General features: G+C 73.6%; 20 protein-coding genes and 1 riboswitch. Of the genes, 12 read left to right on the plus strand and 8 right to left on the minus strand.

Annotated elements, in window-relative coordinates; translation table 11 throughout:
* Positions 1-71 precede the first annotated feature (71 nt).
* From ACGFIZ_RS16605 to ACGFIZ_RS16620, 4 genes are all read right to left on the minus strand, one after another.
* Entirely contained in the window at positions 72-2,381 is a 2,310-nt protein-coding gene (locus tag ACGFIZ_RS16605) for a hypothetical protein (RefSeq protein ID WP_393420049.1), read from the minus strand.
* A gap of 2 nt (positions 2,382-2,383) precedes the next feature.
* Positions 2,384-3,400: a glycosyltransferase family 2 protein gene (locus ACGFIZ_RS16610; protein ID WP_393420051.1), complete on the minus strand. Its 1,017-nt coding sequence runs from the start codon at positions 3,398-3,400 to the stop codon at positions 2,384-2,386.
* A 93-nt stretch (positions 3,401-3,493) separates the two neighbouring features.
* The gene (locus tag ACGFIZ_RS16615; RefSeq protein WP_393420053.1) at positions 3,494-5,224 is read right to left on the minus strand and encodes a glycoside hydrolase family 3 protein; all 1,731 of its coding nucleotides are present in this window, start codon (positions 5,222-5,224) and stop codon (positions 3,494-3,496) included.
* Between the two features lie 127 nt (positions 5,225-5,351).
* The gene (locus tag ACGFIZ_RS16620) at positions 5,352-5,843 is read right to left on the minus strand and encodes a DUF3145 domain-containing protein (protein ID WP_347669973.1); all 492 of its coding nucleotides are present in this window, start codon (positions 5,841-5,843) and stop codon (positions 5,352-5,354) included.
* Positions 5,844-6,376: 533 nt separating this feature from the next.
* Between ACGFIZ_RS16620 and ACGFIZ_RS16625 the strand changes: the two genes are divergently transcribed.
* From ACGFIZ_RS16625 to ACGFIZ_RS16650, 6 genes are all read left to right on the plus strand, one after another.
* Positions 6,377-6,706 (plus strand): hypothetical protein, encoded by a 330-nt coding sequence (locus ACGFIZ_RS16625; protein WP_145773112.1) that lies wholly within the window; start codon positions 6,377-6,379, stop codon positions 6,704-6,706.
* A 261-nt stretch (positions 6,707-6,967) separates the two neighbouring features.
* On the plus strand, positions 6,968-7,972 hold the full coding sequence (locus ACGFIZ_RS16630; protein WP_393420055.1) for an alpha/beta fold hydrolase: 1,005 nt from the start codon (positions 6,968-6,970) through the stop codon (positions 7,970-7,972).
* Between the two features lie 138 nt (positions 7,973-8,110).
* The gene (locus tag ACGFIZ_RS16635; protein WP_393420057.1) at positions 8,111-10,228 is read left to right on the plus strand and encodes a HelD family protein; all 2,118 of its coding nucleotides are present in this window, start codon (positions 8,111-8,113) and stop codon (positions 10,226-10,228) included.
* Positions 10,229-10,336: 108 nt separating this feature from the next.
* The gene (locus ACGFIZ_RS16640) at positions 10,337-11,251 is read left to right on the plus strand and encodes a cation diffusion facilitator family transporter (RefSeq protein WP_393420059.1); all 915 of its coding nucleotides are present in this window, start codon (positions 10,337-10,339) and stop codon (positions 11,249-11,251) included.
* Between the two features lie 154 nt (positions 11,252-11,405).
* A riboswitch (cyclic di-AMP (ydaO/yuaA leader) is annotated at positions 11,406-11,537 on the plus strand.
* A gap of 4 nt (positions 11,538-11,541) precedes the next feature.
* A complete protein-coding gene (locus ACGFIZ_RS16645; protein WP_393420061.1) occupies positions 11,542-12,606 on the plus strand; it encodes a coiled-coil domain-containing protein in 1,065 nt (354 codons plus the stop codon).
* A gap of 119 nt (positions 12,607-12,725) precedes the next feature.
* Positions 12,726-13,202: a hypothetical protein gene (locus tag ACGFIZ_RS16650; RefSeq protein WP_393420063.1), complete on the plus strand. Its 477-nt coding sequence runs from the start codon at positions 12,726-12,728 to the stop codon at positions 13,200-13,202.
* Between the two features lie 9 nt (positions 13,203-13,211).
* Here the strand turns inward: ACGFIZ_RS16650 and ACGFIZ_RS16655 are convergent, their stop codons facing one another.
* The 4 genes from ACGFIZ_RS16655 to ACGFIZ_RS16670 form a co-directional block, all read right to left on the minus strand.
* Entirely contained in the window at positions 13,212-13,682 is a 471-nt protein-coding gene (locus tag ACGFIZ_RS16655) for an SRPBCC family protein (protein ID WP_393420065.1), read from the minus strand.
* Between the two features lie 49 nt (positions 13,683-13,731).
* Positions 13,732-14,094, minus strand: a complete 363-nt coding sequence (locus ACGFIZ_RS16660) for an STAS domain-containing protein (RefSeq protein WP_347669967.1) — start codon at positions 14,092-14,094, stop codon at positions 13,732-13,734.
* 470 nt (positions 14,095-14,564) lie between these two features.
* A complete protein-coding gene (locus ACGFIZ_RS16665) occupies positions 14,565-15,752 on the minus strand; it encodes an FAD-dependent monooxygenase (RefSeq protein ID WP_393420068.1) in 1,188 nt (395 codons plus the stop codon).
* Entirely contained in the window at positions 15,745-16,224 is a 480-nt protein-coding gene (locus ACGFIZ_RS16670; protein WP_393420070.1) for a cupin domain-containing protein, read from the minus strand. The genes ACGFIZ_RS16665 and ACGFIZ_RS16670 overlap by 8 nt, the downstream gene beginning before the upstream one ends.
* Positions 16,225-16,315: 91 nt before the next feature.
* Here ACGFIZ_RS16670 and ACGFIZ_RS16675 point away from each other — a divergent pair, with 91 nt between their 5' ends.
* The 6 genes from ACGFIZ_RS16675 (at position 16,316) to ACGFIZ_RS16700 (ending at position 23,116) form a co-directional block, all read left to right on the plus strand.
* The gene (locus ACGFIZ_RS16675) at positions 16,316-18,082 is read left to right on the plus strand and encodes a GAF domain-containing protein (protein ID WP_393420072.1); all 1,767 of its coding nucleotides are present in this window, start codon (positions 16,316-16,318) and stop codon (positions 18,080-18,082) included.
* Between the two features lie 362 nt (positions 18,083-18,444).
* Positions 18,445-19,512: an ABC transporter substrate-binding protein gene (locus ACGFIZ_RS16680; RefSeq protein WP_393420074.1), complete on the plus strand. Its 1,068-nt coding sequence runs from the start codon at positions 18,445-18,447 to the stop codon at positions 19,510-19,512.
* A 68-nt stretch (positions 19,513-19,580) separates the two neighbouring features.
* Positions 19,581-20,435, plus strand: a complete 855-nt coding sequence (locus tag ACGFIZ_RS16685; RefSeq protein ID WP_393420076.1) for an ABC transporter permease — start codon at positions 19,581-19,583, stop codon at positions 20,433-20,435.
* Positions 20,432-21,253 (plus strand): ABC transporter permease, encoded by an 822-nt coding sequence (locus ACGFIZ_RS16690; RefSeq protein WP_393420078.1) that lies wholly within the window; start codon positions 20,432-20,434, stop codon positions 21,251-21,253. Before ACGFIZ_RS16685 ends, ACGFIZ_RS16690 begins: the two co-directional genes overlap by 4 nt.
* 55 nt (positions 21,254-21,308) lie before the next feature.
* A complete protein-coding gene (locus ACGFIZ_RS16695; RefSeq protein WP_393420080.1) occupies positions 21,309-22,073 on the plus strand; it encodes an ABC transporter ATP-binding protein in 765 nt (254 codons plus the stop codon).
* Positions 22,074-22,105: 32 nt separating this feature from the next.
* Positions 22,106-23,116: an amidohydrolase family protein gene (locus tag ACGFIZ_RS16700; protein WP_393420082.1), complete on the plus strand. Its 1,011-nt coding sequence runs from the start codon at positions 22,106-22,108 to the stop codon at positions 23,114-23,116.
* Positions 23,117-23,227 lie beyond the last annotated feature (111 nt).

Here is a 23,227-nt window from a genome sequence, read left to right on the forward strand (position 1 = left end):
GACACCGCCTCCACCTCCACTCAGGACCTCCAGTAAAGGACAGCGCGGCAAACCGTCACAACGGCGCCCTTTCAGCGCAGGCGGTACACGGCCATCCGGGCGTTCGTGTAGCGCAGGTCCGCCAGCGTCGCCAGCGCCTCGGACTCCCGCCCGACCTGGCGGTCGACGACCAGCCAGCGCACGCCGTACGAGTCGCGCAGGTGGGCCAGGCCGGCGGCAGTGGGGGCGGTGAACGCCTCGTCGTTGGCCCGCAGCCGCCCGGCGTCCCAGAACGGGGCGTACGGGCCGCCGGGCAGGCCCACCATGCGGGGCGCGAACGCCCACCCCTCGACCAGCACCGCGCGCTCGGCGTAGCCGCTCAGCCAGAACGACCGGGCGTCGCACCAGCCCCGCACCACCGCCCGGCAGTGCGCGTTGGTCGCCACCACGTCGCCGGGCTCGCTGTGGTCGTGCACCCAGCGGGCCGCCGCCACCCGGGAGGCGGGCATCCGCTCCACCGGGTACGCCCCGCCGTTGGGATACCGGTGGGCCGCCGCCGCGTCCAGCACCAGCCCCGGCGCGCCGGCGACCAGGGCGGCGGTGAGCAGCACCGCCCCGCCCCGGCCGGCGAGCCCCGGCCACCGGCCGACCAGCGCGGGCCAGCCCAGCGCCACCAGCACCGCCACGGCCAGCAGCGCCATCGCCCAGGTCAGCAGCGGCAGCACCGCCGCGTACGCCGGGCCGGCCGGCGCGGGGGCCGGGTGGCGCAACTGGACGGCGGTGAGCAGCACGGCGAACCCGGCCGCCCCGGCCGCGAGCAGCGCCCGGCCCCGTACGCCCAGCGCGGCCCGGTCGAGCAGCTCCGCCCAGCCCCACGCCGACAGGATCACCCCGAACGCGAACCCGGCCCGGGTGAAGTACTGGTTGCTGCTGCCCGGGTGGCCGACCAGCAGGTAGATCGCCGGCCCGGCGAGCGCGCCGCCGAGCAGGAACACCTGCACCGGCTCCAGCCGCCACCGGCGCAGCCGCAGCAGCGCCAGCGCGCCGGCCAGCCGCAGCTGGAGGTTGAGCAGGAACGCGCCGAACACCGCCGCCCAGAGCAGCGCGGTCACCCCCGCCGGGTGGCCCGTCCCGACGTACGGGCGCAGCCCGGAGAACGGGTCGACGGTCACCCCGTGGCTCTCGAACGCGAACAGCACGGCGGTGGCGAACAGCTGCGCGGCCAGCGCCAGCCCCGCCGCCGCCAGCACCGCCCGGGGCGGCCGGCGGCGGGCGAGCAGCCCCACCGCGGCGGTGAACGCGAGCGCGGCCAGCACCACCGGCACGGAGCTGGCCTTCGCGCCGGTCGACGCGGCCAGGAACAGCGCCGCGAGCGCCCAGCGGCCGGGCCCGAGCGCCGGCACGGTCGACCCCCGGGCCCGGCCGGCGACCTCGCCGAGCGCGGCGACCAGCGGCAGCAGCAGCACCCAGCTGTACGTCATCGACGGGCTGCCCCAGACGATGAACGTGGCCTGGGTGCCGAAGAGCTGGCGTATCCCGTTCTCGTAGCCGAACTCGCCGACGGTGAACATCAGCGCGGCGGCGGCCACCCCCGCGTACGGGCGGCCGCTGACCCGCCAGCCGACCACCGCGACCAGCACGGCGGCGAGCGCGCACAGGCTCGGCACGCCGAGCCGGAAGAAGACCGTGGGCAGGTCGACGCCGCTGACCAGGCTGGCCGCGGCGAAGTGGGCGAAGCCGAACCAGTGGTAGTGCAGCGGCTCCCCGGCGACCTGCGGCACCTCCAGTGGCACCTGGTGGGTGGCCGCGCCGGCCAGGGAGAGCTGGAACGCCAGGTCGATGTACTGGGCCTGGCCCTCGTCGGTCGGCAGCACCGGGTTGACCCGCAGGAACGACTCGGTCAGGTAGAGCGTGAAGCCGGCGACCACGGCGGCCAGCGACCAGGCCCAGCCGGCGGGGACCGGGACGTACCCGGCCGGCCGCCAGTGCCGGCGCAGCCGGGGCACGGCCACGAACGGCACCAGCACCGCCAGCGGCCACAGCCACAGCCAGCCGGGCCGCCCGAGCGCGGTGAACGCCGCCCAGCCGACCAGTTCCAGCACCAGCCCGACCGCGGCGCCCAGCGCCACGTCCTCCACCAGGGTGTGCGGGGGGCGGCGCAGCGCCCGGAACACCAGCGTGCCGGGCAGCAGCACGGCCAGCAGGACGTACCCGGTCCAGCGGGCCACGTCGAGCGCCGGGGTGCCGGTGGCGAGCAGCGCGACCACGACGGCGGCGTAGCCCGCGGCGGCGGGGGCGAAGCGCGCCGCGGCGGGGCGGCGGGCGGGCGGGGCGCCGCCCGGCCCGGCGGCGGCGTCGGGTTCGCGCGGGCCGGACGGCTCGGCGCCGCCGGTGGCCAGCACCGTCACCGGAGGCTGTCGGCCAGCTCGGCCGGATCGTCGGGCGCCGTCGGCACCCCGCCACGGGGGTCGCGGTCGGCGCCGTCCGCGCCGGTGTCGCTGGCCACGAAGTACGCCGGGCGGCCCTGCACGGCCGTGTAGACGCGGGCCACGTACTCGCCGAGCAGGCCGAGGCAGAGCAGCTGCACCGCGCCGAGGAAGAGGACCGCCACGTAGAGCGAGGGCCAGCCGGTCACCGTGGCGCCCGCGAGCCAGGCGACCACGGCGACGACCGCCAGGACGCCGCAGACCGCCACGCCGGCCAGCCCGAGCCAGGTGGCCACCCGCAGCGGTACGGCGGAGAAGCTCGTGACGCTCTCGACGGCCAGGCCGGCCATCCGGGACAGGGGGTACTTCGTCCGGCCGGCCGCGCGCTCCTCGCGCTCGTAGCTGACCTCCGCGCTGGGGAAGCCGAGCCAGGGCACCACCAGCCGCAGCACCGGGCTGCGCTCGGGCAGCTCCCGCAGCGCCTCCACGGCCGCCCGGCTGAGCAGCCGGAAGTCGCCGGCCTGCGCGGGCACCTGCTTGCCGACCAGCCGCCGCATCAGCCGGTAGTAGCCGGCCGCCGTCCACCGCTTGAACCGGGTGTCCCGGCTGCGGTCGGCGCGTACCCCGTACACGACGTCCAGGCCCTCGGCGCGGGCCCGGCGCAGCATCTCGACGATCGCCTCCGGCGGGTCCTGCAGGTCGGCGTCGATGCTGACCACGTACCGCCCGCGGGCCCGCAGCACCCCGGCGACCAGCGCCGCCTGGTGGCCGCTGTTGCGACGCAGCCGCAGCACCCGCAGCTGCGGCCAGCGGGCGCGCAGCCCGGCCAGGCCGGCGGCGGTGCCGTCGGTGCTGCCGTCGTCGACCGCCAGCACCTCGTACGGCTCGTCGAGCCCGTCGAGGACGGCGCGCAGCCGCCGGGCGAACAGCGGCAGCACGCTCTCCTCGTTGAACATCGGGACCACCACCGACACTGCCGGCTCCGGTCGCGTCACGGCGCTGGCCTCCGTCCTCGCCGGCGGTGTCGGGACAGCCGAACGCTACCAGCCGGGCGGGGCGGCGCAGGCTCGTCCGGCGCCGTCGGGGCGTCAGTCGCCGCAGGTGGTCGCGGGGAGGCCGGGGACCGGCACGGGCGAGCGGCCGGCGGGTCGGGCCTTGCCCGCGAGGACCCCCGCCAGCGCCGTCATCGACGCCCGGCTGGAGGAGTACGTGGCCAGCAGCGTGGGCGACTTCGCGTGCGCCAGCACGTACGGGGTGTCCATCGCGACGGTCACGTCGGCGTCCCCGCTCAGGTCGCCGGCGCCGTCGCCGTACCCGACGAGGTGCACCTTCGTCCCGCCGCTCGGTTTCACCTCGACGCCGGCCGCCGTCAGCGCCTCGGTCAGCAGCGCCCGGGTCCGGTCCCGCCCGCCGGAGGAGGTGACGGTCACCGGGCCGCGTACGCCGACGGCACAGGAGCCGCGCAGCACGGTCACCGCGCCGGCGGCCAGTGCCTCGGCCGCCCTGCGGTGCTCCGGGCTGTTGAGCGTGGACATCGCGGGCGCGGGGCGGTCCGCCAGGGTGAACTTCATCGTCAGCACCCGGGTGACCGCCTCGACCAGCCGCGCCCGGGGCAGCGACCCGTCGCGCAGCGCGGCGAGCAGCCCGTCGTACGCCTGGGCGACGTTGGGCGGCATCAGGATCAGGTCGTTGCCGGCGTTGAGCGCCCGCACCGCGGCCTCCCCCGGCGACCAGCGCTTGGCCGGCGCCATGTTCATTCCGTCGGTGACCACGACGCCCTTGAAGCCGAGCTGCCCGCGCAGCACGTCGGTGAGGACCTTGCGGGAGAAGGTCGCCGGAACGCCGGGGTCGATCGAGGTGACGTCGAGGTGCGCGGACATCACCGCGAGCGCCCCGGCCTCGATGCCGGCCGCGAACGGCGGGAACGCGACGCTGTCGAGCACCTTGCGGGACTGGCCGACCACCGGCAGATCCTTGTGCGAGTCGGCGGCGCTGAGGCCGTGGCCCGGAAAGTGCTTGACGGTGGCCGCCACGCCGCTGCCCTGCAGCCCGCGGACCGCACCGGCCACCTGGGCTCCGGCCCGCTCGGGGTCCGCGCCGAACGACCGGGACCCGATCACCGTGCTGCGCTTGGCGAGCACGTCGGCGACCGGGGCGAAGTCCATGTTGATTCCCATGGCGGCCAGCTCGGTGCCGGCCGCGCGCCAGGCGGCCTCGGTGAGCGCCGGGTCGCCGGCCGCCCCGGCCGCGAGGGGGCTGGGCAGCAGCGTGACGCCGTCGGTGACCCGGGTGACCACGCCGTACTCCTGGTCGGTGCCGACCAGGAAGCCGGACGGGCCGGCGGCCAGCTTCGCGGCGGCCTCCCGCAGCCCGCCGGTCAGCTCGCGGACCTGCTGCGGGTTGTCGACGTTGGTGGTGACCTGGTTGCCGGAGGTGGGGTCGTCGGCGCTGAAGCCGACGAGGATGAGCCCGCCCAGCCGGTACCTCGCGACCATCTCGGCCGGGGTGGCCACCCCGGCCAGGGCCCGGTTGCCGGCGGCGGAGGCGTCCGACACGTCCGTCGCCGAGCTGCCGTACGCGTAGGGCATCAGCACCTGACCGACCAGGTCCTCGTCGGCGAGGGCGCCGGCCAGGGTGGCGGCGCGGGCGGCGGGGTCGGCGGCGGTCGACCCGGACGGGGTCGGCGTCGCCGCCGGGGTGGTGGTCGGCGGGGCGACGCCCGGCCCGTCCGCCGGCCCCGCGCACCCGGTGACGAGCAGTGCGGTCAGGGCGGTGAGCGCGAGGGCGGCACGTCGAGGGGTAATCGACACGCCGCCCATCCCACCAGTTCACCTTTATCGGGGCAAGTTGGCCTGGTGGCGACCGCCGCCCGCCGGGCGGCGGGTGGCGGGTGGCGGGTGGCGGGGCGGATGGCGGGGCCGGCGGCGGGGTTGGCGGCTCGGGGCTTCAGCCGACGCGGGTGAGCAGGGTCACCGGGGCGCCGTCGCCGGCGTACCGGTAGGGCTCCAGCTCGGCGTCCCAGGCGGTGCCGAGCGCCTTGTCGAGGGCGTGCGTCAGCGCCTCCGGGGCGCGGGCGGCGGCCATGATGGCGCGCAGCCGGTCCTCGCCCAGCTGGATGTCGCCGGCCGCCCCGACCGTGGCCCGGAACAGGCCCCGGCCCGGCACGTACATGAACCGTTCCCCGTCGACACCGGCGCTCGGTTCCTCGGTCACCTCGAAACGGATCATGGGCCACTGCCGGAGGGCAGCGGCCAGCTCGGCACCCGTCCCCGGACGGCCGGTCCACCCGCACTCGGCGCGGCGTGCGCCGGGGTCGACGGGCTGCGCCGTCCAGTGCAGGTTGACCGGCGCGGCGAGGACGCGCGCGATCGCCCACTCGACGTGTGGGCACACGGCGAGCGGGGTCGAGTGGACGTATACGACGCCACGCGTTGGCACGGAGACCTCCCGGAGAGCGAGGTGCGTCTTCCCCTACGACCTCGACCACCGGAGATGTCACTGGAACACATGATGACTGGTGTGACGGATGGTACGCCAGGGAATCGGAAAATTGCCCTGCGGTAGGTGCGCCGTGCGGCCCGGGCGGGCGCCACGTCCCGGCCCGGGCGGGCGCCAGGCACACCACCCGACTCGGGAGCGCGCATCCGAGCCCAAGATCCGGACAACTTCACCGAAACAGCGGCCTCCACCCGCCGGGATGGGACAGTTTCACCGAAGTAGCGCGGATCTTGAACCGGGCGGGCGGCCCCGGGCGCCAGGCCCGGTCCGCCGGCGGGTCGGAATAGCCGGGCGACCCACCCGGTTGTGCCCTTCGAACAGGCACGGCGACCAGCCAGGCGCCGTGGTCGTGTACAGTTCCATCGGCGGCCTGTGCCGCGCACATCTTCGACGGGTCGAGGCTCCAGCCGGGCGTCACCCGTCACCAGCCCCCGGACGTTACCGTCCTCCCGTACGTCTCAAGGAGTACCTCCGTGGCGAGCAACACCTCTAAGACCGCGCGCGCGTCAGTCCGGGCCGGCCAGGCTGGCCAGGGTGGCGCCCTCAGCGTGCTGGGCGAGTTCAAGTACATCATTCCGCTCAACGGTGGCAAGCACGCCTACCTGCGGAACCTGACCAACGGCAAGACGGCGCACCTGCGCACCGACTCCGAGGCCTTCATCGAGGAGATCCGGGTGCTGGCCGCCGCCGGCCACGCCGCCAAGATCCGGGCCGAGATCAACGGCCTCGCCGCCGCCCACCCGGAGCACGGCTGGGACGCCACCGAGAAGCGCCTCGTCGAGGCCGGCGTCTTCGAGGGCTGAGCCCTCCCCCACGCGACACACGAACCGCCCGTCGGGTCACCCCGGCGGGCGGTTCGTCGTCTCCTGCCCCGCCCACCCGCTCCACCCGGCCCGCCCCCGCCGCGCCGGGGGTGAGACCGGGGGTGAGACCGAGGGTGAGAGGGGAACCCTTCTCTACCGCAGGCGTCAAAAAGGGGCCCTTCCTTTTCCGTCAGCCGGACGGTTGGCGTGGAGCCATGGTGGGTAGCCGGTGTATTTCCGGGCGGCCAAGGGGAGGCGGCGATGCCCGAGCACGTGGAGCTACGGCTGCCCGACGGCGTACGCCTGCACGTCGAGGCGTCCGGGCCGGCCGACGCCGAGGTCACCGCGATCCTGCTGCACGGCTGGACGCTGGACGGGCGCGGCTGGCACCGCCAGCTCGCCGCGGTCCGGGACGGGTTCGGCGACCGGGTCCGGGTGCTCACGTACGACGCGCGCGGCCACGGCAGGTCCAGCTGCATGCCGCTGCGTACCGCCACCCTGGCCCAGCTCGGCGACGACCTCGCCGCGGTGGTCGACGCCGCCGCCCCGGCCGGCCCGGTGGTGCTCGTCGGGCACTCGATGGGCGGCATGACGATCATGGAGTACGCGCACCGTCACCCCGGGCACTTCGCCGCCCGGACGGCCGGGCTGGTCTTCGTCTCCACCACCGCCGAGGGCCACGCCCACACCGTCTACGGGCTCTCGCCCCGCGTCGCCCGGCTGATCCGGCTGGCGGAGACCACCGGCGCCGGGGTGCTGGCCCGCTGCGGCTCGTGGTGCCCGCCCCGGCCGTTGCTGCGCGCGCTGCGCCCCAGCATCCGGTGGCTGCTGTTCGGCGACCGCTGCGATCCCGCCGACATCCGGCTGGTCACCTCCGCGGTGGCCCGCGCCTCGCTGCGCTCGATCGGCGGCTTCCGGGCCTCGATCGGGGCCCAGGACCGGCTGGACACCCTCGCCGCGCTGGCCCACCTGCCGGCAGCGGCGCTGGTGGGCGACCGGGACCGGCTCACCCCGCCGCCGTGCGCCGAGTCGATCGCGGCGGCGCTGCCGGAGACCACGCTGACCGTCTGCCCCGGCGCCGGGCACATGCTCATGATGGAGCGGCCCGACGAGGTGAACGCCGCGCTGGCCGGCGTGCTGCGCCGGGTGCTGGCCACGGCGCCCGCCACGGGTCCGGCCCCCGCCGCGGGGGCCGACACGACCGCCGGGGAGGCCGGCCCGACCGCCGGGGAGGCCGCCGAATCCGGCACCGTCCCGGCCGGCTGACCGTCGCCGGCCCGCGCCGCCGGGACGTGGGGCGGATCGCGGGACCGGCATGGCCCCGCGACGGCCCGGGCCGCTGGCCGTACCCTCACCCGGACACCCCGGCGCGACCGGCGCCGACGTCTGCGAGGAGCCCGTACGTTGACCGACCGGACCACCCTGGAGCAGGAGATCGCCGTCGAGCAACGGCATCTCGACCGGGTGTACGCCCGTCTCGCCGAACTGCGCCGCTCGGCCGCCCTGGCCGAGAAGGAGGGCTACCGGCTGGCCCGGGTGGGCAACTTCGGTGCCCTGGTGGAGCGGGACGCCATGGTCTTCCACGCCGCCCAGCGGCGGCACCTGCTCGACGCCGAGCACGAGGGGCTGGTCTTCGGCCGGCTGGACCTGCGCGGCGGCCAGGTGCTGCACGTCGGGCGGCTCGGGGTGCGCGCCGAGGACGCCGAGACCCTGGTGGTGGACTGGCGGGCCCCGGCCGCCGCGGCGTTCTACCAGGCCACCCCGGCGCAGCCGCTGGGCGTGGTACGGCGGCGCACGATCCAGTCCTCGGCCGAGCGGGTGACCCGGATCGAGGACGACCTGCTGGATCCGGGGGCGGCCCCGCCGGACATGGCCGTGGTGGGCGACGGTGCGCTGCTGGCCACCCTGTCCCGGGCCACCGGCCGCGGCATGCGCGACATCGTCGCCACCATCCAGCGCGAGCAGGACGAGGCGATCCGCTCCCCCGGCTCCGGGGTGACCCTCGTCTCCGGCGGCCCGGGCACCGGCAAGACGGCGGTGGCGCTGCACCGCGCGGCGTACCTGCTCTACTCCGACCGCAGCCGGTACGCCGGCGGCGGCATCCTGGTGGTCGGCCCGTCGGCGGTGTTCGTGGAGTACATCTCCTCGGTGCTGCCGTCGCTGGGCGAGGAGGCCGCCACCCTGCACTCGCTCGGCTCGCTCTTCCCGGGCATGTCGGCCACCCGCACCGACCCGCAGGAGGTGGCCGCGGTGAAGGGGTCGCTGCGGATGCGGCGGGTGCTGGAGCGCGCCGTCCGGGACGCCGTGCCGGGCGGCCCCGGCGAGCTGCGGCTGCTCTACCGGGGCACGCTGCTGCGCCTGGACCGCCGCGAGCTGGACGGTATCCGGGACCGGGCGCTGCCCCGCGGCGCCCGCCGCAACGAGGTGCGCCGGGCCGGCTTCGACGGGGTGTTCGCCGCGCTGTGGGCGCAGGCCCGCCGGCTGGAGATCGCCCGGCTGCCGGAGCAGCGCGCGTTCGAGGACGAGATCGCCGACCGGCCCGAGTTCCGCGAGTTCCTCAAGGCGTGGTGGCCGCGCCTGCACCCCCGGCACGTGCTGGGCTGGCTGGCCCGCCCGGAGCGGCTGCGCCGGTACGCCGGGGGCGTGCTGAGCCGGGCGGAGATCGGCCTGCTCGTCGAGGCGTACCGGACGCTGGACACCGAGGGCCTCACCATCGCCGACCTCGCCCTGCTCGACGAGCTGGACGCGCTGCTCGGCAAGCCGGTGCGGCCGGCCCGGCCGAAGCGGGACCCGTTCCAGCTGACCGGCGGCGTACGGGAGCTGAGCACGCACGCCGAGCGGCAGCGGGCGGCCCGCGAGGCGGCCCGGCAGCGCCCGGAGGACTACCGCGAGTACGCGCACGTGGTCGTCGACGAGGCCCAGGACGTCTCGCCGATGCAGTGGCGGATGATCGGCCGGCGCGGCCGGCTGGCGTCCTGGACGGTGGTGGGCGACCCGGCACAGACGGCGTGGACGGGCGAGGAGGAGGAGCTGACCCGGGCCCGGGACCAGGCGCTGGGTCGGCGCCGCCGGCACCACTTCACCCTCACCACCAACTACCGTAACTCCGCCGAGATCTTCGCGGTGGCGGCGGCGGAGATCCGCCGGCTCTACCCGGACCTCGCGCTGCCCAGCGCGGTCCGGACCACCGGCGTCGAGCCGGTCCAGCGCACCGTCCCGCTGGCCGAGCTGCGGCCGGCCGTCGGCGCGGCGGTCGCCGAGCTGCTGGGCGAGGTGGAGGGGACGGTCGGGGTGATCACGCCGGTCCCGCGCCGGGACGAGGTCGCCGGCTGGCTCGCCGGCCAGGCCGGCCCGCGCCTGCAGGTGGTGACCAGCCTCCAGGCCAAGGGCATGGAGTACGACGGGGTCGTGCTGGTCGCCCCGAGCGAGATCCGGGCCGACCCGGGCTCCGGCGTCCGGACCCTGTACGTGGCCCTGTCCCGGGCCACCCAGCGCCTCACCACGGTCGACCCGACCGGCTGACCGGGTACCCGGACGGGGTCGCCGGTCGGAGTGCCGACGATTACTTGCACACATAGCGATGTGAGCATAGATTGGGCCGGCAGCGGGACAGGGACGGAGGGTGTGGGCGTGGGCGCAGGTCATGACCACCACCACGGCGTCGCGTACGCCGCCGAGCGCCACCGGGGCCGGCTGTGGGCGGCGTTCGGGCTGCTCGGCGCGCTGATGCTGGTCGAGGCGGCCACCGCGTACGTCACCGGCTCGCTGGCGCTGCTCTCCGACGCCGGACACATGTTCACCGACGTGCTCGGCATCGGCATGGCGCTCGCCGCGATCACCGCCACCCGCCGCGCCACCGCCGCCCCCCAGCGCACCTTCGGGCTGTACCGGCTGGAGGTGCTCGCGGCGCTCGGCAACGCGCTGCTGCTCAGCGGCGTCGCCGTGTACGTCCTCGTCGAGGCGGTGCGCCGGTTCGGCAACCCGCCGGAGGTGACGACCGGCCCGATGCTCGCGGTGGCGGTGCTGGGCCTGCTCGCCAACCTGGTCGCGTTCGCCCTGCTGCGCGGCGCGGCAGAGGAGAGCATCAACCTGCGCGGGGCGTACCTGGAGGTAGTGGGCGACCTGCTCGGCTCGGTCGGGGTGATCGCCGCCGCGGCCCTGATCTGGGCGACCGGCTGGTGGTGGGCGGACCCTCTCGTCGCGGTCGCGATCGGCGTGTTCATCCTGCCCCGCACCTGGCGGCTGGGCCGGGCCGCCGTCCGGATCCTGGTGCAGGCCGCCCCGGAGCACCTGCAGGTCACCGCCGTGCACGACCGGCTGGCGGCGGTGCCCGGCGTGGTCGAGGTGCACGACCTGCACGTCTGGACGCTGACCTCCGGGATGGAGGTCGCCTCGGCGCACCTGACCATGGCCCCGGGCGCCGAGGTGGGCGCCGTGCTGACCGCCGCCCGCACGGCCCTGCACGAGGACTTCCACATCGAGCACGCCACGCTGCAGGTCGAGCCGGGAACATCGCCGGGAAACTGCGGTCCGACCGCCTGGTGATACCCAGCTCCGTCGATCCGGTGGGATATTGTGCCGGCATGCCGGATTTGATGGGTTTGATCCAAGTACCGTGCGTCACGGGCGCAGCGCCGACCCCACCAGCACCGGTAGGCTCGATCCCGGCCTCCGCTCCGGTGGCGCCCACCGGCGCCCGCGGCGGCCGTCGCCTAATCGCCCGCGAGGGCGAGCCGGGGAACCACGTTCGTGGGGTGCATCCGCGTGAGCGGTAGGGATCTTCCGTCCCGAACCCGTCAGCTAACCCGGTCGGCGGCTGACGGAAGGACACGCGTATGCCAGTAGTGGCACCTGTACGAAGGACGGCCGCCCGGGTGGCGGCCCTGCTCGCGCTGGCGCTCGCCGGCGCCCTCGCGGTCGCCCCCGCCGGCCCGGCACAGGGGGCCCCGGCCGCCGCCCTGCTCGCCGCCGCGCCCGGCCAGGACGACGAGGGCGGCACCCCGGCGTTGCGCGCCGCGCTGGAGGCGGCCAGCAAGGGCTACCTCGACGCCAAGGCCGCCCTGAACCGCTCGGTGCAGCGGCAGCGGCAGCTCGGCGCCCAGCTCAAGACGATCGAGGCGGAGCTGACCGTGCGCGACGCCAGGGTCGGCGAGATCGCCGGCGTGGCGTACAAGACGGGCCGGCTCCGGGCGGCGTCGGCGCTGCTGAACAGCGCCTCGCCCGAGGGGTTCATGGACCGGGCGGCGGCGCTCGACCAGGTCGCCAGCAACGAGGACCGCATCCTGCGCGACCTGCTGGAGACCCGCGACCAGGCGAACCGGACGAAGCAGGCGCTCGACGGCGAGATCCGCGAGCAGCGCCGGCAGGTGACGGTGATGGGCAAGCGCAAGGAGCAGGCCGAGCGCGCGCTGGCCGTGGCCAACGAGCGGGCCAGCGGCGGGTCGAGCCCCGGCGGCACCTCCGGCGCCACCGCCACCCCCGCCAAGCGCAACCCCGACGGCTCCTGGCCGGCCGAGTCGTGCAGCGTCAACGACCCGACCCCGGCCAACGGCTGCATCACCCCGCGCACACTGCACGCGCTCCAGCAGGCCAAGGCCGCCGGTTTCACCCGGTACGTCTCCTGCTACCGCCCGGGCGGCTCCGGCGAGCACCCCAAGGGGCGGGCCTGCGACTTCGCCGCCCAAAAGGACGGCTTCGGCGGCGTGGCCACCGGCGGCGACCGCACGTACGGCAACAACCTGGCGGCGTACTTCGTCCGCAACGCGGACAACCTGGCCGTGCTGTACGTGATCTGGTTCAAGCAGATCTGGCTGCCCAGCAGCGGCTGGAAGGCGTACAGCGGCGGCAACGGGGACCCGTCGAGCGACCACACCAACCACGTGCACCTGTCGGTGTACTGACCCGCGTCCCCCGGTGGCCGGCCGCGCGGCCGGCCACCGGGGCGCTACGCCTCCGGGCGTACGCGGGATGTCGCCGGTGGGCCCACGACCCGGGCGGCCGGCGCGGCGAGCATCGGGACATGACCCGACTCCCGCCCCGCGCCCGCAAGGCCCTGCTCACCCTGCACCTGGTCACCGCGCTCGGTTGGCTCGGCGCGGACCTCGTCCTGCTCACCCTCGGGGTGGCCGGCCTGCGCGGCGCGGACCCGGCCGCCGTCTACCCCGCCGCCGCGCTGGTCGGCACCTGGCTGTTCGCGCCGCTGAGCGTGGCGGTCTGGCTGGTCGGGGTGGCCAGCTCGCTGCTCACCCCGTGGGGGCTGCTGCGGTACCGCTGGGTGCTGGTCAAGCTGCTGCTCACCACGGTGATGACCGGGCTGGTGCTGTTCCTGCTCACCCCGAAGCTGCGGCTGCTCGGCGAGCTGGCCGGGGCGGCCTCCGCGCACGACATGGTCGACCTGGTGGTGGCCCCGAGCGTGTCGTCCGCCCTCCTGGTGGTGGCCACGGTGCTGTCCACGTACAAGCCGTGGGGGCGGCTGCGGAGGTCGGGCGGCCGCTAGCCGGAGGGCTCAGGCCCGCGAGGCGGAACCGTCCGGCGGACGGTCCAGCACCTCGGCGAGCCGACGGGCCAGGCCGAGGTGCGCCGAGCGGGCCTGCCGGAAGGCGTACCCGAACAGCGGGGCGGGGGCGGAGAGCGTGATCTCGACGTCGATCCGGACCACGCCGTCCGGCTCGTCGCGCAGCCGGGTGTGGTTGCGCACCGTCGTCGCCGGCCACTGCCGGGCCGCCATGACGACCTCATTCTCGGTGACCACCAGGACGTCCGCCTGGTACGTCGTGGAGAAGCGCAGCGGGCCGGCGGCGAGCCGGTCGGTGATCGCGTAGCTGGCCCGGGCGCCCGGCCGGGGCGGCAGCCGGCGCACCCGCGTGATCAGCGGGTGCAGCTCGCCCTGCCGGGAAAGGTCGCCGAGCAGCGCCACCGCCTCGGCGCGCGGGCAGCGCGCCTGGACGGAGTACTGGAAGCTGTCGCGCCGGAGCATGCCCACGATCATCCCCCAGCGGAGCCGGCGACGGAAGGGTCCGACGCCGTCAGGCGCCGGGCAGGACCTCCGGGGTGGCGTTGCCGGCGTAGTACGGCTCCGGGGCGCCGAACAGGCCGAGCAGGCCGGTGACCCAGAGCTGTCGGTGGACGAACCGGCTCGGCTCGGTGACGACCAGCTTCACGCCGCTGACCTCGGCGGTCTGGAAGCCGGCCACCATCGCGCTGATGCCGACGGAGTCGATGAAGGTGACGAGGCGCATGTTGAGCTCGATGCGGGTGGGCCGCCCCTTGGCGAGCACCTCGGCGACGGCTTCGCGCACCTCGTACGCGGTGTCGACGTCGATCTCACCGCGCGGGGCGATCTCGATGACACCACCCGACAGTACCGACTTCACGATCGACAGGCTCACGCGAGCACCTCCACTCGCCCGTTCACGGGCGCCTCATCAGTACGCGGGCCGCGACCGAGAGTATTCCTCCGACGGCCTCGGTCGCCACCCCTCGGGATGAGCAATTTCGTGGATCAGGGCGCAGGAAACGCCCCATCCGGACTATTCATATCTGGTTCGGTCACATCTGGTTCGGCACACGAACATGTTCCTCGGCCGGGAGCGGCGCTCGGGCCGGCCCCGATGGCCGATCTCGCCGCCCCAGGGTAGCGGTCCCCACCGACCATTGCGCGCCACCTCGCGTACCGGGCGTGCCCCGCCTGGGGCGCGCGACGGCCCGCGGACGGTGCGGCGCCCCGCGACAGGCGGCGCCACAGTTGCCGGACGGCCGGCGGGACGACGAGCGGAGCCAGGCCGGGCGGAGAGCATTCTCTCCTGCCCGGCCTGGCATTTTCCGACTGTGAAGGTCGCCCGGCATGCGGTCGGGTGTCCTACCGGTCCGGGCCGTAGAGGCCGAAGTGCAGCGCCGGGTCAGCCGGCTCCCAGGTGTTGGTGAACTGCGACCGGGCGCCCATCTCGGCAACGCGGCCGAGCAGGTCGTTTCCCAGTGCCAGCCGGGCCGGCTCCCAGGCGCACAGCGCGCGTGGGATGTCGGGCTCGGCAGCGAGCGCGGCCGCGAGCGCCCAGGCGTCGGCGGCCGCCTTGGCGGTGCCGGCGGCGGCGTGCGGTCGCGCGGCGAACGCGGCGTCGCCGAGGAGGGCCACGCGCCCGAAGGCCATGTTGCGAACCGCGATGTCGAGAACGATCTGGATGTAGGGCTCGGCGGTCCGGGTCACCACCTCGGCCGCGGCGGGCGGCAGCAGCTCAGCGGCGTCGGACCGCATCTGGTCGACGTACCGCTGCTGGACCTGTCCGGGGTGCACCGAGACGGATGCGGTCAACCCGCGCTTGTCGGTGACCATCTCGTCCAGTTCCCGGCCCTCCGCGACATTGCGGTACCAGACGTAGTTGAGCTGCCGGTTCCCTCGGGAGAGGCTCCCGTCGGCCGCGGGAATCGGGTAGATGCAGATGTGCGACGTGTCGATGACGGCGTACGTCGTCGCGTCGTGGAGGAGGTCGGCCGTCTCGGCGGACACCTCGCGCTCGGGCACGGTCCCACGCCAGCCGACGTAGCCCGCGTAGCGCGGCTGGACGCGCGGCTGGAGCCGCCGGCGCCCGACCGACGAGATGCCGTCGGCGAACACCACGAGCTGGGCACGCTCGACGCGGCCGCTGGTGAAGCGGACGTCGACGCCTTCGTCGTCCTGACTGACTCCCACGGCGTAGTCGCCGAGGTGGTAGTTGTCGGTGCCGAAGTCGTCGAGCAGGACGCGGTACATCGTCGTCCAGGAGCTGAACCGCCACGCGGCAGGCTCCTCATGGACGACCTTGTTCCCGACGCCGAGATAGCGCAGCGCCGACGAGCCGATGCTGATGTCGTCGACGCCGAAGCCGTGCGGTCGCTCGGCGATCCAGCGGACGGTGTCGGGCTGGAGGACGATGCCGCCGCCCCGGCCGTCGAGGTACGTGGGGGTCCGCTCGAAGACATCGACGTCGAAGCCCTGCTCGCGCAGCAGCAAGGCCACCGTGAGGCCGGCGAAGGATCCGCCGACCACGACCGCGCGGCGCCCCTCAGTCATGGTCGTACCTCTCGCTCTCGTCCAGTGCTGGTCCGTACGGGTGGTGTTCGAGATTGACGACGATGGCGTCCTGCGTCGTCCGGGCGACGATCATCCGCACCGGCTCGGTGTCACTGGGGTTCTCCTCCCAGTGCACGACGTGGGGCTTGATGTAGACGAAATCGCCGGGGTGTGCCTCCCGCACCTCGTCGAGCGTGTCGCCGACCCACCAGCGGCCCACCCCGCTGACGACGTAGAGCGCCGTCTCGGACTGGCCGTGGTGGTGCACACCGGTCCGGCTGCCCGGTGGCAGCACGGAGAGTCCCATCCACAGGTCCTCCGACCCGAGGCGACGGGCGGAGACGGCCTCGAAGCGCTTCAGGCCGGAGGTCTGGGGAGTGTCGTCGGAGAGGTCGTCGGCGCGGATGACGTGCACGCCGGCCTCGCCGGATGCCCCGGGCGACGAGGCTCCGGACAGATCGTGGTGGCTCATGGCGCATACTGTGGCCCCGCTGGCCGCGTCCGGGACATGTGTCGCCACCCAGGTATGGCGCTCAGTCAGGTGTCGTGGCACAGTCACGCCCATGCAGGCGAGCGATGCCGTGCAACTGCGCCCCTGGCTGGAGGCGATCGCGGCGATCTCCACCGCGCTCAATCGCCCGGTCTCCCTGCCACATGTGCTCGACCTCGTGTCCGAGACGGCGTCCCGCCTGCTCGGCTACGACTTCTGCGCCGTCCTACTCGTGAACGAGGAGCGCAACGCCCTGACCATCACGGGCGCCTACGGCCTCTCACCGAGTTACGTCCAACAGGTCAACGCCGACCATCCGGTCGTGTTGGACCCGGACGACGAGCTGCAGGCCCCGTCCAGCAAGGCGTTCCTCACCGGCACGTCGGTGCAGGTGGCCGACACCGTCGCCGATGCGACCTTCGTCCCCTGGGGCGGGGTGGCGCGCCAGCAGGGCTACCGCTCGATGATCTCCGTCCCCGTCGTCTCGTCGGGCGTCCCCGTCGGCACGCTCAACGGCTACACCCGCCTTCCCCACGACTTCGGCCCGGACGAGCAGGATCTGCTCTCCCTCCTCGCCGACCAGGCCGGCGTCGCGATCGAGACGGCCCGGCTGCGCGACCGTGAGGCTGCGACGATCGCCGAACTGCTCGCCGCGAACACCGCTCTCGCCGAACAGCACGAGCTGCTGCGCCGCGGCGAGGCGGTGCACGAGCAGTTCACCCAGGTGGCGCTCCGGGGCGGCGGCGTCGCAGGCGTCGCGGCGGCGCTGGCGAAGCTGCTCGGCACGTCGGTCGTGGTGACCGAGGAACCGTCCGGAACCACGCTGGCCGAGGTGAGCCGTGACGGGCATCCGCTCGTCACGGAGGAAGCGGAGGCGTACTCGACGCCGGTGGTGCTCGGTCACGACACGGTTGCGCGCATCTGGGTGCCCCGTACCGTGTTGCCCCTGCTCGCGATAGACGTCCGCGCGATCGAGCACGCCGCCACGGTCTGCGCCCTCGAGGTGCTGCGGGCCCGTACGGCGCTCGAGGTCGAGTGGCGTCTGTCCGGCGAGATCGTCACGGATCTGCTGACCGGGAACCCGGCGGGTCTGGTGACGGCCGCCGAGCGGGCCGGCCGGCTTGGTCTCGATCTGACGAACCCGCATGCCGTGATCGTGGTCCACGGCGACACGGAGCGCGCCGCGTTCGCCCGCGTCCTCTCGGTCGCGAGGTCGCTGGCGGCCACCGCTCAGCCCCGCGCGTTGGTCAGCGCGATCGCGAACGACGTCGTGCTGCTGTGGCCGGCGAAGGACGAGGCTGACGCCTCGGAACGGGCGGGCCAGCTCCAGCGCCAGCTGCGCCGCGTCGGCGTCGGGCCGGAGCTCGGCGTGGCGGTTTCGCCGCTCTGCACGGCGCTTGCCGACTACCCGTCGGCCTACCGGCGTGCCCGCGGAGCGGCGACGATCGCCCGGCTCCGCGGGCAGACCGGGACCGCCGCCAGCGTCACGTCGCTGGGCGTACACGGGCTGCTGCTGCAACTGGAGGACGTCTCGGAGCTACGTCGCTTCGCCGCCGAGACGCTCGCCCCGATCCGCGCACACGACGCCGCGCGCGGGACCGCGCTCGAGCAGACGCTCCGCGCGTACGTCGCGCACGACCTGAACACCGCTGCCACCGCGGCGGCGCTGTTCGTGCACCCCAACACGGTCGGTCTGCGCATCCGCAAGATCGAGCAGTTGCTGGGGGTGTCCACCGCGCACGTGCGGTCGATCGCCGAGCTCCAGCTCGCGTTGAGCGCCGACGACGTGGCCGACGCGCTGGGGACCCGCGGTCAGGACGGCGGCGCAAGGCTCCGCTGAGCAGCGGCGACGCTCGGCGGCGCGGGCAAGGCCCGCCGTTCTGCGTCTCGACCCGCCCGCGGCCGGGTCGGCGCGGGTTGTCACCTGGTCGCGACAGGGGCCGGGCGGCCACGGTCCCGCCGCCCACGGATCCGCGCCGCTGTGCTGCTCACCACGCGGCCACCTCAGAACTGGGTGGCCACACATGGTGGCGTGCTGCGTTACGCGGCGAGGCTGTGCCGCGTAAACGCGATGTAAACGCCGGAGTCCCAGGGCGACCTGCCAGGTCGCCGGTGACGACGGCCGAGCCCAGCGGGCGCCGGCCCCCGTCGCGGCCCGACATCCCCGTCCACGGACCTGGCGAACGACTCTGAGAGGTAGCAATGCGAACAGCACGGACCATCGGCTCGAACCGCTGGCGCCTCGTGGCCGCCGCGGGCGCCGTCGCCCTGGTGGCGACCGGCTGCGGCTCCCGGCCCGGGGCCGCCGGTAACGGCGGGGCCCGGGACGCCAATGGCGTCGTCAACATGGTGATGGCCCCCGACCCGGTCTGGAAGTGGCTGGACGACCAGGGCATCAGGAAGGAGATGGAGGAGGAGGCGGGGATCAAGATCCTCACCTCGTCGTCCTGGGACGAGTTCGGGGTGTACGCCGGCGGCCATGCCGACGTCGTCTCGGCGGCGGCGTACGAGGTGCCGGAGTTGGAGAAGCAGACCGGCGAGAAGACGACGATCTTCGGCAAGTTCAACTCCGACCGCAGCATCGTGGCCGTGCGCGCCGACAGCAGCGCGAAGGACCTCTGCGATCTCAAGGGCAAGAAGATCGTGACGCACAGCGCCGTCTCGATCACGATCATCTGGAGCGTCTACGCCCGCAAGTTCTGCGACCTGGACCTGCGCGCCGGGGGCGGCGACTTCGAGCTCGTCGTGACCGACCCGCAGAATGCCGCCGGCCTCATCGAGCGCGGTGACGCCGAGGGCGGCCTGCTGCTGCCCGACTTCTCGATTCCGCAGCTGTCCAGCGGCAGGATCAGACCGCTCTACGACGCCAAGTCGGCCTCGCAGATATACGCCGAGAAGTTCTCGTCCGACCCCCGGGACGCCACCCACCCCCAGAACAACGTCTTCGTGGCCCGCAAGGCGTGGGTCGAGAAGAACCCCGAGGAGGCGGCCTTCCTGATCAAGGTGTGGGACCGCGGCGTGCAGGAGTGGGCCAAGAACCGTAACAAGATCATCGAAGCCTACCCCGAGGACTTCGCCGCCGAGACACCCGCGGAGAAGGCGTTCATCCAGGACTGGTTGACCAACAGGTACGACTGGTTCGTCGACACCCCGTACCTCGACCAGGCGTGGGTGGACAGTGAGACCCACCTGTTCGACCTGATGAAGGAGACCGGTTTCGTCCCCGAGGACACCCCGGCTCCCCACTTCACCATCCTCCGGAAGCCCTGACCGTCGTCCGTCCCGACAGCCCGTTGGCCTTTCGAGTCGGCCCGGCCGGGCCGAGTAAAGGAGAGATCATGACCGATCAGCTGGTGGGTCCGGCCCTGGCCGCCCCCACGGCCGACCGGGACAGCGAGGCGGGTGCCCGCAGGACCGCCCGGCGGCGGCGCTGGCGCCAGCACGGGCTGCTGTTCCTGGGCTGGTTCGCGATGTTCCTGCTGTGGGAGCTCGGCTCGTGGTGGTTCGGCTCCCGGCTGCTGCCCCGCCCGTACGAGGTCGTCCTGGCGGCGGTCGAGATCGTCGAGAGCGGGAACTTCGTCACCGACTTCTCGGCGAGCGTGCTGAAGACCTTCGCCGGCTTCGGGGCCGCTGCCGCCATCGGGGCGCCGGTCGGTTACCTGATGGGCCGGTACGACTACTGGCGGGCGTTCTTCCACGACGGTGTGACCATCGCCGGCACGATTCCGGCGATCGTCTACGCGGTCGTCTCGCTCGTCGTGTTCGGCCTGTCGAACCTCGGGCCGATCCTCGCGGTCGCGCTCGTCTCCGCGCCGTACGTCGCGCTCAACGTCGCCGAGGGCATTCGCGGCGTCGACAGATCCCTGGTGACCATGAGCGAGGCCTTCGGACGGACCCCGCGGCAGATCCGGCGGGAGGTGCTGCTCCCGACGATCGTGCCGTTCGTGTTCGCCGCGATTCGGATGTGCTTCGCGGTGGCGTGGAAGGTCGAGGCGCTGACCGAGGTGTTCGGCGGCCGCAACGGCGTCGGCTTCCAGATCCGCACCGAGTACCAGCTCTACGACATCGGCGCGGTACTCGCGTGGATGTTCCTGTTCATCGCGTTCATGCTCGTCATCGAGCGGCTGGTCCTGGCCAAGGCCGAGGCTCGGCTCCTCGCGTGGCGTCCCGAGCAGAGGAGCTCCGCGCTGTGAGTGTCGCCCAGGCCACCGTCAACCCGCGCCGGTCGAGCACCGAAATCGAGCAGAGCACGCCGGCCTGGCGGAGGCGGCTCACCTCCGACGGAGCCGCCCGGGTCGCCGCGCTGCTCTCCTTCCTCCTGTTCTGGGTCCTGATGTCGCTGCTCTTCGGCCGCGTGCCGGGGCCTGTCGAGGTGTTGCGGCGGCTCGTCGACGAGTTCTCCCGCGGCGAGGTCTTCGGGAACTTCGGCTCCACGCTCTACCGCTTCGGCATGGGGGTGCTGCTCGCGGCCGTGGTCGGCGTCGCGATCGGCGTCCTGATGGGCCTCTCCCCGCTGTCGTGGGCGTTCTTCGAGAGCCCGGTGCTGGTCGCCCTCTCGATCCCGGCCATCATCTGGTCGTTCCTCACGGTGATGTGGTTCGGTTTCGGCGACCTGAGTCCGATCGTCACCACGTTCCTGACCTCGGTGCCGTTCGTGGCCGTCAACGTCGCACAGGGCGTGCGGGGAGTCTCCCGCGACCTACGCGACATGTCGTCGACGTACCACGTGCCGATGGCCCGCCGCATCCGTCACCTCGTCCTCCCGGCCGTCACCGGATACGTCGCCGCCGGCGTGCGCTTCGCGATCATCATCGGTTGGAACGGCGTCCTGCTCGCCGAGTGGTTCGGCGGCAGCGGGGGCGTCGGCTACCGCGCGCGCTTCTGGTACGACGCCAACCGGTTCGGCGGGTTCGCCGCCTGGGTGGTGCTCTTCGTCGGCTTCATCGTGTTGCTCGACCGGCTCGTGCTCGACCGCGCCATCAAACGCGCCTTCCGCTGGCGGGACGGCTGATGACCACCCTCCACTGCGACCAGACCCTGCTCACCCCCAGCCCCAGGGAGTTCCCGTGGCAGTCCTGACCGTCAAGAACCTCGCCAAGACCTTCAACGTGGGTACGCCCCGGGCCAGCCGGATCCTCGACGACATCTCGTTCGAGGTGCACGGCCAGACATTCGTGTCGATCGTCGGGCCTTCGGGCTGCGGCAAGAGCACGCTGCTCAACATCATCTCCGGGGTGGAGGAGCACACCTCGGGCGAGATCAGCCTGACCAGCGACGACGGGCGTCCCGCCCACCTGGGCTACGTCTTCCAGGACCCGCGGTTGCTCCCCTGGCGAACCGTGCTGCGGAACATGATGTACGTCCAGGACGACCAGAGCGAGGCCACCGTGGCGCGGGTCCAGCGGTACCTCGCGATGGTGGGCCTGGCGAAGCACGGCGACTTCTACCCCGGGCAGTTGTCCGGCGGCATGCAGCAGCGGGTCGGGATCGCCCGGGCCTTCGCGGTGGAGCCCGATCTGCTGTTGATGGACGAGCCGTTCAGCCACCTCGATGCGATCACCGCCCGCGGACTTCGCGCACAACTACAGGACATCTGGACCCAGTCGAAGAAGACCGTCGTCTTCGTGACCCACGACGTCGTCGAGGCGGTCGAGCTGTCCGACCGGATCATCGTGCTCCAGCCCGGTGGCCGGATCTACGAGGACATCACCATCGACCTGCCCCGCCCGCGCCGTCAGGCCGATCCCACGGTGGCCACCCTCCAGGCCCAGGTGCTCGCGCGTCTCGAGGCCATGAAGTCGGCGAGCAGCACCACGCATTCCGTGGCCTGACCGCACCAGCTCAACCGAACAGAAGGTGACAGATGCCCAACGGATCCGATCGCACCGTCGACATCCACGCCCACGTGATCCTCCCCGACTGCCAGCCGCTCGTGGAGGGGCTCATGGCGCCGGAGATGGAGCCGTTCAGCTACTTCGGCGGCGACGAGACCAACGCCTACCAGCGCGACCACGTCCGGGCGATCATGCCGCGGGCCACCGACCCGGAGATCCGGATCGCCGACATGGACCGGATGGGCATCGACGTCCAGGCGATCTCGGTGGCCCCCGCGGGCTACTTCTACTGGGCCGACCCCGAACTCGCGCGCACGCTCGCCCGGATGCAGAACGAGAACCTCGCCAAGATCGTCGCCGACCATCCCGACCGGTTCGTCGGCTTGGCCACCGTGCCGATGCAGGACGTGCGGTCGGCGGTCGAGGAGCTCGAGCGGTGCGTCAGGGAGTACGACTTCCGGGGCGTCGAGATCAACACCAACGTCATGGGAATGGACCTCGACGACCGCCGGTTCCGGCCGTTCTTCGCCAAGGCGGAGGAGCTCGACGTCGTCGTCATGCTGCACCCCAACGGATTCACCGGCGGCGAGCGGTTCCGCAGGTACTACCTCACCAACGTCATCGGCAACCCGCTCGACACCACGGTCGCGCTGACCCGGATGATCCACGGCGGCGTTCTCGAGGAGCACCCCGAGCTCAAGCTGGTCGCGGTGCACGGCGGCGGCTACCTGCCGTTCTACTCGTCGCGGATGGACCACGCCTACGAGCTGCGCCCGGAGGGCCGGCACCACATCTCGCGGCCGCCGAGCACCTACCTCAGGCAGGTGTACGTCGACTGCCTGGTGTTCGACGCGCCGCACCTGGAGTTCCTGGTCAGGCAGATGGGGGCCGACCACGTGGTCGTCGGCACCGACTACCCGTTCGACATGGGCCACTACGACCCGCTCGGTCAGCTCGACGCGGCCGGCGGGCTCAGCGACGACGAGCGGAAGGCCATCCGCGGTCGGACGGCGGCGCGGCTGCTGAAGCTCGACGGCTGAGCACGGCGACGGCGACCTGCCCGTGCGCTGGGTGCCGGACCGATAGGGCCCGACACGGGCACCCCGGGGCCGGGTTTGCGGCGGCGCCGCCCGGGGCACTGCCGGGGTTGG

The sequence above is a fragment of the Micromonospora sp. NPDC048830 genome, assembly GCF_043198215.1.
Lineage (GTDB): Bacteria > Actinomycetota > Actinomycetes > Mycobacteriales > Micromonosporaceae > Micromonospora.

Bases quoted from the DNA above. Each gene is read 5' to 3' on its own strand.
- ACGFIZ_RS16615 (WP_393420053.1), bottom strand. From the start codon at position 5,224: ATGGGCGGCGTGTCGATTACCCCTCGACGTGCCGCCCTCGCGCTCACC.
- ACGFIZ_RS16630 (WP_393420055.1), top strand. From the start codon at position 6,968: ATGCCCGAGCACGTGGAGCTACGGCTGCCCGACGGCGTACGCCTGCAC.
- ACGFIZ_RS16645 (WP_393420061.1), top strand. From the start codon at position 11,542: ATGCCAGTAGTGGCACCTGTACGAAGGACGGCCGCCCGGGTGGCGGCC.
- ACGFIZ_RS16650 (WP_393420063.1), top strand. From the start codon at position 12,726: ATGACCCGACTCCCGCCCCGCGCCCGCAAGGCCCTGCTCACCCTGCAC.
- ACGFIZ_RS16655 (WP_393420065.1), bottom strand. From the start codon at position 13,682: ATGCTCCGGCGCGACAGCTTCCAGTACTCCGTCCAGGCGCGCTGCCCG.
- ACGFIZ_RS16665 (WP_393420068.1), bottom strand. From the start codon at position 15,752: ATGACTGAGGGGCGCCGCGCGGTCGTGGTCGGCGGATCCTTCGCCGGC.
- ACGFIZ_RS16670 (WP_393420070.1), bottom strand. From the start codon at position 16,224: ATGAGCCACCACGATCTGTCCGGAGCCTCGTCGCCCGGGGCATCCGGC.
- ACGFIZ_RS16675 (WP_393420072.1), top strand. From the start codon at position 16,316: ATGCAGGCGAGCGATGCCGTGCAACTGCGCCCCTGGCTGGAGGCGATC.
- ACGFIZ_RS16680 (WP_393420074.1), top strand. From the start codon at position 18,445: ATGCGAACAGCACGGACCATCGGCTCGAACCGCTGGCGCCTCGTGGCC.
- ACGFIZ_RS16685 (WP_393420076.1), top strand. From the start codon at position 19,581: ATGACCGATCAGCTGGTGGGTCCGGCCCTGGCCGCCCCCACGGCCGAC.
- ACGFIZ_RS16700 (WP_393420082.1), top strand. From the start codon at position 22,106: ATGCCCAACGGATCCGATCGCACCGTCGACATCCACGCCCACGTGATC.